This is a genomic window from Planomonospora algeriensis (genome assembly GCF_977012225.1).
This window is the reverse complement of sequence record NZ_CDRNDK010000213.1, coordinates 1-10,583: the sequence shown is the minus strand read 5'-3', so window position 1 is coordinate 10,583 and position 10,583 is coordinate 1. Positions and strand designations below refer to the sequence as shown.

General features: G+C 72.7%; 10 protein-coding genes and 2 pseudogenes. 7 read left to right on the top strand and 5 right to left on the bottom strand.

Translation table 11 applies throughout. The features are described from left to right. Together ACWJ6R_RS21005 and ACWJ6R_RS21000 are read right to left on the bottom strand one after the other, a co-directional pair. Positions 1–204, bottom strand: a pseudogene (locus ACWJ6R_RS21005) (hypothetical protein); the annotation flags it as partial. A 130-nt stretch (positions 205–334) separates the two neighbouring features. Beyond that, a complete protein-coding gene (locus ACWJ6R_RS21000) occupies positions 335–1,144 on the bottom strand; it encodes an S-methyl-5'-thioadenosine phosphorylase (protein ID WP_449063866.1) in 810 nt (269 codons plus the stop codon). 110 nt (positions 1,145–1,254) lie between these two features. Between ACWJ6R_RS21000 and ACWJ6R_RS20995 the strand changes: the two genes are divergently transcribed. Continuing rightward, positions 1,255–3,300: an MFS transporter gene (locus tag ACWJ6R_RS20995; RefSeq protein ID WP_449063865.1), complete on the top strand. Its 2,046-nt coding sequence runs from the start codon at positions 1,255–1,257 to the stop codon at positions 3,298–3,300. Between the two features lie 25 nt (positions 3,301–3,325). Here ACWJ6R_RS20995 and ACWJ6R_RS20990 read toward each other — a convergent pair whose 3' ends face one another. The 3 genes from ACWJ6R_RS20990 to ACWJ6R_RS20980 all read right to left on the bottom strand — a co-directional run bounded on the left by ACWJ6R_RS20990 (position 3,326) and on the right by ACWJ6R_RS20980 (position 6,228). Beyond that, positions 3,326–3,628, bottom strand: coding sequence for an FmdB family zinc ribbon protein (locus ACWJ6R_RS20990; RefSeq protein ID WP_449063864.1), 303 nt, complete (start codon positions 3,626–3,628; stop codon positions 3,326–3,328). 298 nt (positions 3,629–3,926) lie between these two features. Further along, complete coding sequence (locus ACWJ6R_RS20985; protein WP_449063863.1) at positions 3,927–5,432, bottom strand: potassium/proton antiporter; 1,506 nt, start codon at positions 5,430–5,432, stop codon at positions 3,927–3,929. Between the two features lie 208 nt (positions 5,433–5,640). Continuing rightward, positions 5,641–6,228, bottom strand: a complete 588-nt coding sequence (locus ACWJ6R_RS20980; protein WP_449063862.1) for a 5-formyltetrahydrofolate cyclo-ligase — start codon at positions 6,226–6,228, stop codon at positions 5,641–5,643. 24 nt (positions 6,229–6,252) lie between these two features. On the opposite strand from ACWJ6R_RS20980, the gene galU reads away from it, so the two are divergent. From galU to ACWJ6R_RS20950, 6 genes and pseudogenes are all read left to right on the top strand, one after another. Continuing rightward, positions 6,253–7,152, top strand: coding sequence for a UTP--glucose-1-phosphate uridylyltransferase GalU (gene galU / locus ACWJ6R_RS20975; RefSeq protein ID WP_449063861.1), 900 nt, complete (start codon positions 6,253–6,255; stop codon positions 7,150–7,152). 38 nt (positions 7,153–7,190) lie between these two features. Then, positions 7,191–8,378 (top strand): molybdotransferase-like divisome protein Glp, encoded by a 1,188-nt coding sequence (glp, locus tag ACWJ6R_RS20970; RefSeq protein WP_449063867.1) that lies wholly within the window; start codon positions 7,191–7,193, stop codon positions 8,376–8,378. 43 nt (positions 8,379–8,421) lie between these two features. Beyond that, positions 8,422–8,892, top strand: a complete 471-nt coding sequence (gene moaC, locus ACWJ6R_RS20965) for a cyclic pyranopterin monophosphate synthase MoaC (protein ID WP_449063860.1) — start codon at positions 8,422–8,424, stop codon at positions 8,890–8,892. A 49-nt stretch (positions 8,893–8,941) separates the two neighbouring features. After that, complete coding sequence (locus tag ACWJ6R_RS20960) at positions 8,942–9,415, top strand: MogA/MoaB family molybdenum cofactor biosynthesis protein (protein WP_449063859.1); 474 nt, start codon at positions 8,942–8,944, stop codon at positions 9,413–9,415. Positions 9,416–9,490: 75 nt separating this feature from the next. Then, positions 9,491–10,135 carry a GNAT family N-acetyltransferase gene (locus tag ACWJ6R_RS20955; protein ID WP_449063858.1) on the top strand — a complete coding sequence of 215 codons (645 nt, stop codon included), beginning with the start codon at positions 9,491–9,493 and terminating at the stop codon, positions 10,133–10,135. Positions 10,136–10,259: 124 nt separating this feature from the next. Further along, positions 10,260–10,583, top strand: a pseudogene (locus ACWJ6R_RS20950) (hypothetical protein); the annotation flags it as partial.

The following is a 10,583-nucleotide window of genomic DNA, read 5'->3' as shown; positions in this document are numbered from 1 at the left end:
CGACAGGACACCGCCGGGCAGGTCGCGGGCCGCCGCGAGCACGGTCACCGACGCGGTCTCGGGCCGCAGGACGGTCACGGCGCACGCCGCGGCCAGGGCGGCGAGGACGGTGGCGAGGATTCGGCGGCGGCGGCCGAGGAGACGGCGGACGGGAAGGCGCCGACCCGGCGGACGCAGGCCGGGGAGGAGGCTGGCGACGGGCATGGCTGACTCCACGGAAGGTCACCGGGCGGGCTGAGGGACACCGGTCGGAGGACCGGGAACGGGGCCGGAGGGTCACCGGCCGAGACCGGATGACCACCGAGCCTGGAGGGTCACCGGCGGGGACCGGAGGTCACCGGGGCAGGTCGAAGGGGAGGCGCAGGCCGTCCAGAACCGTGGAGCAGTGGCAGGCGCGGTCTTTGGGGAGGGCTCCGACGACGTCGGTGACCAGGGAGCGCATGCGGGTGACGTTGGCGGCGAAGAAGGCCAGGACCTCCTCGTGGGTCACCCCCTCGCCGGTCTCCACGCCCGCGTCGTGGTCGGTGACCAGGGACAGCGAGGTGTAGCACATGGCGAGCTCGCGGGCGAGGACGGACTCGGGGAAGGCCGTCATGCCGACGACCGTCCAGCCGTTGGCGGTGAACCAGCGGGACTCGGCCCGGGTGGAGAAGCGGGGGCCCTCGATGACGACCAGCGTGCCGCCGTCGACCGTCTCCCAGCCGGCGGCCCGGCCCGCGGCGACGGCCGCCGCGCGGCCCGCCGGGCAGTAGGGGTCGGCGAAGGGGACGTGGACCACGCCGCCGGCGTCGTAGTAGGTCTGGGCGCGTCCGGAGGTGCGGTCGACGAGCTGGTCGGGGACCACGAGGGCGCCGGGACCGATCTCGGGACGGAGCGAGCCGACCGCACTGGGCGCGAGGACCTGGCGCACGCCGAGGGAGCGCAGGGCCCACAGGTTGGCCCGGTAGGGGATGCGGTGCGGCGGGAAGCGGTGGTCGCGCCCGTGGCGGGGGATGAACGCCACCTCCCGGGAGCCGACGCGGCCGATGCTGACGACGTCGCTCGGCGGGCCGTACGGCGTGCTGACCGTGACCTCCGTGACGTCGTCGAGCAGCGAATAGAACCCTGAACCGCCGATGACCCCGACGTCCGCGCGATTGACCATGGCGCAGACACTAGCGTCACGGCCGCCCCGCGATAGGGCGGAGAGCGGAGCCTGTGGACAACTCCGTCGGCCGATGTGACCGTGTGGACACACGGGGTATGACCTGCCCCATGGTCGATCGGGGGAACGAGACGAGTGCGCGGCGGACCCGGCGGACGGCGTCCGGAGAGGCGGAGCGGAGACCCGCGGGGGAGCTGGGGCTCATCATCGGGGCGCTCATGCTCGCCATGCTGCTCGCGGCGCTCGACCAGACGATCGTCGCCACCGCGCTCCCGACCATCGTCGGCGACCTGGGCGGCCTGAACCACCTCTCCTGGGTGGTGACCGCCTACATGCTCGCCTCGACGGTCTCCACGCCCCTGTGGGGCAAGCTCGGCGACCAGTACGGCCGCAAGGCCCTCTTCCAGGCCGCGATCGTGATCTTCCTGGTCGGCTCGGCCCTGTGCGGCCTGTCGCAGAACATGGGCCAGCTGATCGGCTTCCGCGCGCTGCAGGGACTCGGCGGCGGCGGCCTCATGGTGCTCGCCCAGGCGATCGTCGCGGACGTGGTGCCGGCCCGCGAGCGGGGGAGGTACCAGGGGTTCTTCGGTGCCGTCTTCGCCGTCTCCAGCGTCGCCGGGCCACTGCTCGGCGGGTTGTTCGTGGACCACCTGTCCTGGCACTGGGTCTTCTACGTCAACCTGCCGATCGGCCTGCTCGCGCTGGCGGTGGTGGCCTGGGCGCTGCCGGCGGGCGTGCGCTCCACCGGGCACGTCATCGACTACGGCGGCATCGTCTTCCTCGGCGGCGCCACCGCCTGCCTGGTGCTGGCGACCACGTGGGGAGGGAGCACCTACGCGTGGGGCAGCCCGGTCATCATCGGGCTGGGCGTCGCCGCGGCGGCGCTGGCGGTGCTCTGGTGGCTGGCCGAGCGGCGGGCCCCGGAGCCGGTGCTCCCGCTGCACCTGTTCAAGCTGCGGGTCTTCAACGTGGCGTCGCTGATCGGCTTCATCGTGGGCCTGGCGATGTTCGGCTCCCTCACCTACATGCCGCTCTTCCTCCAGGTCGTGCAGGGGGTCTCGCCCACGATGTCGGGCCTGCACCTGCTGCCGATGATGGGCGGCCTGCTCGTCGCCTCGATCGTCAGCGGCCAGGTCATCACGGCCACCGGGCGGTACAAGGTCTTCCCGATCGCCGGCACCGCGACCGCGGCGCTCGGCCTGTACCTGCTCTCCCGCATCCACCCCGGCATCGGGGCCCTGGAGCTGAGCGTCTACCTGCTCGTCCTGGGCGTCGGGATCGGCATGGTCATGCAGGTCCTGGTGATCGTGGTGCAGAACGCCGTGGGCTTCGAGGACCTGGGGACGGCGACCTCGGGCGCCACGTTCTTCCGCGCGATCGGCGGTTCGTTCGGTGTCGCGCTGGCCGGGTCGGTCTTCACCGCGCAGCTGGCCGACGACCTGGCCGCGCTCTCCCGGGCGGTACGGCTCCCGCCGGGCATCGAGAGCGCGGTCCAGCAGGATCCGACGGTCATCCGGCGGCTGCCCCCGCAGGTCGCGGGGGCCTTCCTGGAGGCGTACTCCGACGCGATCGCCCGGGTCTTCCTGTTCGGCGCCCCGGTGGCGCTGCTGGCCTTCGCGGTGGCCTGGCTCCTGCCCGAGCTGCCGCTGCGGGAGACCACCAAGGCGACCGACCCGGGCGAGGGCTACGGCGCCGTGCCGACCGAGCGGTCATCGCTCGACGAGGTGGAGAGAGGACTGTGGCGACTGGCGGACGAGGCCATGCGCCGCGACTACTACCGGCGGCTCGGCGACCTGGCGGGCCTGCGCGACCTGCCGTCCGGCTCGGTCTGGCTGATCGCCCGCCTGGGCACCCGGGGCCGGCAGGCGGGTGCGGACCTGGCGGAGCGGGCGGGCGTGACCATCGACAGGGGGCGGCCGTACGTCGCCCACCTGGTGGAGCGCGACCTGGTCCGCCGGGCGGCGGACGGATTCGGCCTGGAGCTGACCCCGGAGGGGGAGCGGGTGGCCGATCGCCTGGTCGCGGAGGCCAGGGAAGGGCTCACCCGGGTGATCCGGGACTGGGATCCGGAGGAGCACCCCGGGCTACGCGAACTGCTGGACCGGCTGCCCGGGGAGATGCTCGGCGCGATGACGGACCGCCCCGCGCCGCCTTGAGGCCGACCGCGCGCCCGTCCGTCCGTCAGGAGGCCGCGGCCGCGGGTGCGGCGGTTGCGGGCTTGGACTCCGTCGGCCCCGAGGAGGACGCGGAGGACGACGACGAGTTCGAGGAGCTCGACGTGGTGGAGCTCACCGTGCTCGAGCCGGACGACCGGCTGTCCGTCCGGTAGAAACCGGATCCCTTGAAGACGATGCCGACCGCAGAGAACACCTTGCGCAGCTCACCCTGGCAGCTCGGGCACACGGTGAGCGCGTCGTCCGAGAACTTCTGGACGATCTCGAACTGGTTGTCACAGGCGGTGCAGGCGTACTGGTAAGTGGGCACGCTCTCCTCCTCATTCGGTCCGCGCCGATTGGCACTCGACTGGCGCGACTGCTAATGGTACGGCGTCGACAAGCATAAACGCGAGCGGAGGATGTCACATTCCGGCGCACGCCTCACGGCCGGGGTCCCGCAACCGTCCCGCAACCCGGCCCGTGAGCCCCTCCGGCTCGGTTTGCGGGAGCCTTTCGGTCCGGCTTACGGGAGCCCTCCGGCTCGGTTTGCGGGAACCTTCCGGCTCGGCCTGCGGGGGCCTTTCGGTCCGGCTTTCGGGAGTCTCACGGTCCGGCGCCGCCGGAGGTCAGGCGCCGTGCTCGCCGAACCAGCCGGCCAGCTTGCCCCGGCGGCTGATCGCGCGGATCCGCTTCTCGACGACCTCCCGGCAGGCGGCGGTGGCCACCACGAGGAGCTGGTCGTCGGCCCTGATCCGGGTGGACTCCGACGGCACGAACGACCTGCCGTCCCGGACGACGAGCGTGACCTGGGCGTCGGACGGGAGCCGGAGCTCGAAGACCTCCACGCCGTGCAGCTTGGACGCCGGCGGCACCCTGATCTGCAGGAGGTCGGCGTTGAGCTCCTCCAGCGGGGCCGACTCCACCGCCAGGTCGCGGGCCTCCTCCGGTGCGGTGACCCCGAGCCTGCGCGCCACCCACGGCAGGGTGGGCCCCTGGAGCAGGGTGTAGACGACCACGATGACGAAGACCTCGTTGAACACGAGCTTGGCGGTGGCGTCGTCGATCGACGTGGCGGCCCAGGGGATGGTGGCCAGCACGATGGGCACCGCACCCCGGAGCCCGGCCCACGACAGGAACGCCTGCTCCCGCCAGTTCAGCCGGTCGACCCCGGTGACCCGCAGCAGGAAGGCGGAGATCATGATGGACAGCGGCCGGGCGACCGCGACCAGGATCAGTCCCGCGACCAGCCCGGGGACGAGCGCGTCCGGCATCTCCGAAGGGCTCGCCAGCATGCCGAGCATGACGAACAGGCCGATCTGGGCCAGCCAGGCGACGCCTTCGGCGAAGCCCCGGCTGGCCGCCCGGTGCGGCATCTGCGAGTTGCCCATGACCAGCGCCGCCAGGTAGACCGCGAGGAAGCCGCTGCCGTGCAGGGACGTGGCGCCGGCGTAGGCGACGAAGGCCAGCGCGAGCACCGCGATCGGGTACAGGCCGGCGGCCGGGAGCGCGACGCGGCGCAGCGCGTAGACGCCGATCGGGCCGACTGCGAGGCCGACGGCCGCGCCGACCACGAGCTCGAAGACGACTTCCAGCAGCGCGACGCCGAGGCTGGGCGAGGCGTTGGTGCTCAGCAGCACCACCGCGATGACGACGGGGGCGTCGTTGAACCCGGACTCGGCCTCCAGGATGCCCGACAGGCGCGGCGGCAGGGGCAGGCGGCGCAGGACGGAGAAGACCGCCGCGGCGTCGGTCGAGGCGAGGACCGCGCCGAGCAGGAGCGCGGTCCGCCAGTCCATGCCGAGCAGGAGGTGCGCCGGGAGCGCGACGACGGCGATGCTCACCGCGACGCCCGCGGTGGCCAGCACCACGGCGGTGGGGATGGAGCCCTTGACGTGGCTCCAGGTGGTCGTCAGACCTCCCTCGGCCAGGATGATCGCCAGCGCGATCAGGCCCATCTGCTGGGCGAGCCCGGTGTCCTCGAACTGCAGGCCGAACCCGGACTCACCGATGACCAGGCCGAACCCGAGGAAGATGAGCAGGCTGGGGAGGCCGCTGCGGTGGGCGACGCGCACCGCGACGATGGAGGTGATGACGATCCCCGCGCCGAGCAGCAGCTGGACGTTCATGTCCATGAGATGTCCATCGGCTGTCCGTCAGGATCCGTCGGGACGGTCGGCGCGTTCGTGCAACGGAGGGTTCGCTCCCTTGGTGGCGGGCCCCCGCGCGGAACCGCCGGGGCGTGTGCGTCGCCTGTCCCGGACGGGAAAAGCGGGGAACCGCTCCCTCTCCGGGAGCGAAGAGTCACCTGTCCCCTCCTCTCACTTCGGGGACCATTCTGTCCTATTCGACAGGTCTGCCTTCCCCCAGGCGGACGATGCCGCCGGGCAGCGCGGCGTGGCGGACCGGCCGGTCGTGCGGTTCGGCCGGGACGCCGTCGAGCAGCTCGCCGTCGTGGAGCAGCGCGACCGTCGGCACGTTCGGGCCCACCCGCGCCAGGGCCCGGTCGTAGGAGCCGCCGCCCTGGCCGAGCCGTACGCCGGTGGAGCGGTCGACCGCCAGCGCCGGGACGATCACCAGGGCCGCGGTCCTGATCGCGTCGACGCCGCGCCGTACGTCCACCGGCTCCATGATCCCGAAGCGGCCGGGGGTGAGGGTGTCGGGCCCGTCGTACACCGCCCAGTCGAGGTCCATGTCGTCGCGGAGCACCGGGAGCATCACAGTCGCGCCGTGCTTCCACAGCGCGAAGACCAGCCCGTGCGTCGCCGGTTCGGCCCCGGTCGACCAGTAGCACGCGACCAGCCCGGCCATCTGCACCCACGGCTGGTCCAGTAACGCCTCCCGGATCTGGACAGAGGCCGCATAACGCTCGTCCTCCGGGATAGAGGCACGCCGCTGCCGGATCAACGAGCGCAGCTTCAGCTTGTCCACAGGTCCCTCCACTAAGGTTTTGATATGGCCGACTTCGATCCCGTGACGAAAGCCGTCGTGCCGGCGGCGGGTCTGGGCACCCGCTTCCTGCCTGCGACCAAGGCGACGCCCAAGGAGATGCTGCCGATCGTCGACAAACCCGCGATCCAGTATGTCGTCGAGGAGGCCGTCTCCGCCGGGCTGCTCGACCTGCTCATGGTGACCGGCAAGAACAAGCGCTCGATCGAGGACCACTTCGACCGCGCCGTCGAGCTGGAGGAGGTCCTCGAGGCCAAGGGCGACGACGAGCGCCTCTCCCAGGTCCGCGAGCCCGCCGACCTGGCGACCCTGCACTACGTACGGCAGGGCGAGCCCAAGGGCCTGGGCCACGCGGTGCTCTGCGCCAAGCAGCACGTGGGCGAGAGCCCGTTCGCCTGCCTGCTCGGCGACGACCTGATCGATCCCCGCGACGAGCTGCTCAAGCGCATGATCGAGGTCCGCTCGACCTACGGCGGCAGTGTCATCGCGCTGATGGAGGTGCCGCGCGAGCAGGTCTCCCTGTACGGCTGCGCGGCCATCGAGGCCACCGCCGAGGACGACGTGGTCCGGGTGACCGACCTGGTGGAGAAGCCCCCGGCCGAGGAGGCGCCGTCCAACTGGGCCATCATCGGCCGCTACGTGATCGACCCGGCCGTCTTCGAGGTCCTGGAGAACACGCCGCCGGGCCGGGGCGGCGAGATCCAGCTCACCGACGCCCTGCGCACCCTGGCCGGACGCGGCGGCGAGGGTGGCGGGCCGGTCCACGGCGTGCTGTTCCGCGGCCGCCGCTACGACACCGGCAACAAGCTCGACTACCTGCGCACGGTCGTGCAGTTCGCCGCGGACCGCCCCGACCTCGCGCCGGAGTTCATGCCCTGGCTCAAGGAGTTCCTGGCCTCGCGATGACCCTTCCGACGAGCCCGCAGGCGGCCCACATGAGCCCGATGAGATCGGTCGACGAGCACCTCGGCGACATCCTGCGCACCGTGCGGGCGCTCGCCCCGCTGGAGCTGGAGTTGGAACGGGCGCTGGGCACGACCCTGGCCGAGGAGGTCACCTCCCCGGTCCCGCTGCCCCCCTTCGACAACTCCGCGATGGACGGCTACGCCGTACGGGCGGAGGACGTCGCCGACGTCCCGGCGACGCTGCCGGTGGTCGACGACGTCGCGGCCGGGGACGGCCGCCTGCACGCGCTGGGGCCGGCGATGGCGCTGCGGATCATGACCGGTGCGCCGCTGCCGGCCGGGGCCAACGCGGTGGTCCCGGTGGAGTGGACCGACGGCGGCACCGCCCGGGTCACGATCGACCGGCCCGTGCAGAAGGGCAACGCGATCCGCCTGGCCGGCGAGGACGTGCGCGCCGGGGACGTGGTCCTGCCCGCCGGGACCCGGATCGGCCCCGCCCAGCTCGGCATCCTGGCCGGAGTCGGCCGCCGGCGGGTGCTGGTACGGCCCCGCCCCCGGGTCGTGGTGATCTCCACCGGCGCGGAGCTGGCCGAACCGGGCACGGCCCTGGCCCCCGGCCAGATCTGGGAGTCCAACAGCTACACCCTGATCGCCGCGGTCCGGGAGGCCGGCGGGGAGGGCTACCGCGCCGGGATCGTCGGCGACGACGCGGCGGGGTTCGCCGAGCAGCTCGACGCCCAGCTGGTCAGGGCCGACGTGGTGATCACCAGCGGCGGGGTCTCGATGGGCGCGTACGAACCGGTCAAGGAGGCCCTCGGGCCGCTGGGCACCGTACGCTTCGAGCGCGTCGCCATGCAGCCGGGCATGCCCCAGGGGTTCGGCGTGGTGGGCGACGATCAGGTGCCCATCTTCGCGCTGCCCGGCAACCCGGTCTCCTCCTTCGTGTCGTTCATGCTGTTCGTCCGCCCGGCGCTGCGGAAGATGCAGGGCCTGCCCGTGGGCCCCGCCGAGACGGTGACGGCCGTGACCGCGGCGCCGCTCCGCTCGCCCGCGGGCAAGCGCTCCTACCTGCGCGGCAGGCTCGGCCCGCAGGGCACCGTGACCCCGGTGCGGCGGCAGGGCTCCCACCAGCTCGCCGCCCTGGCCGAGGCCGACGCGCTGATCGTGGTCCCCGAGGACGTCACCGAGCTTCCCGAGGGCGCGACCGTGGAGATCATTCCCCTGTGAACGGGGACAACGGGCCACACCGGACAGGAGGCAGGGCAGGCGGATGAGCGGTTTCTCACATCTGGACGAGACCGGCGCGGCGCGCATGGTGGACGTCTCGGCCAAGGACGTCTCGGCGCGCGCGGCCGTCGCGACCGGCAAGGTGCTGCTGTCGGCCGAGGCGGTGGCACTGCTGCGGTCGGGTGAGATCCCCAAGGGGGACGCGCTCGGCACCGCGAGGATCGCGGGCATCATGGGGGCCAAGCGCACCCCCGATCTGATCCCGCTCTGCCACCCGATCGCGCTGCACGGCGTGAAGGTCGACCTGACCGTGGTCGACGACGGCGTGGAGATCTCCGCCCGGGTGAAGACCGCCGACCGGACCGGCGTCGAGATGGAGGCACTGACCTCGGTCGCCGTCGCAGCCCTGGCGCTGATCGACATGGTGAAGGCGGTGGACCCGGCGGCCGTCATCACGGGTGTCAGGGTCGAGGAGAAGACCGGCGGCAAGACCGGCGTCTGGACGAGGTCCTGAGCGCGGGCCGCGGTGCCGGGACAGTGGTGACGGGGAAGGCGGGTCGCGCATGCGGGCTCTGGTGATCACGGCGTCCGACCGGGCCGCCGCCGGGGTGTACGAGGACTCCTCGGGCAGGCTCCTGGCCGGGCTGCTCGCGGAGGCCGGGTGCGAGGTGGACGGGCCGGTGGTGGTCCCCGACGGCGAACCGGTCGAGGAGGCGCTCCGCTCCGGGGTGGCCGGCGGCTACGACGTGATCGTCACCACCGGCGGCACCGGCCTGACCCCGGCCGACCTGACCCCCGAGATGACCGCGCGGGTGCTCGACCGGGAGATCCCCGGCATCGCCGAGGCGATCCGGCAGGCCAACCGGGAGAAGGTGCCCGCCTCCATCCTGTCCCGCGGGCTGGCGGGCCAGGCGGGCTCCACTCTGATCGTCAACCTGCCGGGCTCCTCCGGCGGGGTCCGCGACGGCATGGCCGTACTGGCGCCCGTGCTGCGGCACGCCGTGGACCAGATCCGCGGGGGAGACCATCCCCGGTGACCTCCGGCGGCCTCTCCGTGACCTCCCGCGGCCTCTCCGTGGCACGCCGGTGCGGCTTGGGGGGATGATGAAGGGGTGGATCGACTTCGTGGCTGGCCGGTGACCCTGACGGAGGGCCCGGTGGGACTCCGGCCGCTGCGCCTCAGGGACGTGCGCGTCTGGCGTGAATCACGGCTGCGCAATGCCGACTGGCTCCGGCCGTGGGAGCCGAGCAACCCGGAGACGCCCCTGTTCCGGACGGGGCTGGGACCGTACATCTCGATGGCCGGGACGCTGCGCCGGGAAGGCAGGCAGGGGCTGGCGCTGCCGTGGGTCGTCACGTACGAGGGCGCCTTCGCGGGCCAGCTCACCGTGGGCGCGATCGTCTGGGGGTCGGCCAGGTCCGCCCAGATCGGCTACTGGGTGGACGGCGCGCTGGCCGGACGGGGGATCATCCCGACAGCGGTGGCCCTGGCGGTGGACCACTGCTTCTTCACCACCGGGCTGCACCGGGTCGAGGCCAACATCCGGCCGGAGAACCAGGCCAGCCGCAGGGTGGTTGAGAAGCTCGGCTTCCGGGAAGAAGGCATCCGGCGGCGGCAGCTGCACATCGACGGGGCCTGGCGCGACCACATCTGCTACGCCCTCACGGTCGAGGACGCGCCCAGGGGCCTGCTCGCGCGGTGGCGACATGTCCGGGAGGCCACGGCCCCCGGCGGTCCCTCGCACGAAGAGGTGTGACGATCTGGCGACACACCGAACTGAATACTCGTCAAATAGTGACACGCGGTCTTACGGTGCGTGACGTGAGCACAGTGAGGACGCCCCGCGGTCAGGCGTGCCTTCGTGCTGTGCGGAGGCGGCTGTGAGCAGTGTCCTCCTCTACCTCGCCATCGTCGTCATGTGGCTGTGCGTGCTCGTCCCCATGTGGCTGCGCCGCGACCGGACCATGCTCGTCGAGGTCGACGAGCGTGACGAGGCCACCGGATCGTACGACCTCACCGACACGTCGGCCGGGGACCCGGTCGAGGAGGAAGGTCCGTTCGGATCCCTCACCGAGACCACCGGGTCCGTCACCGGGTCCGTGGCGCCGTCCGGAGCCGAGCTCGCCTCCCCGACCGCCTCCGCGCCGGGCGCCGCGTCCCGGATGCCTGCGAGTGCCGTTCCAGGGACCGCGACCGGCGCGGCG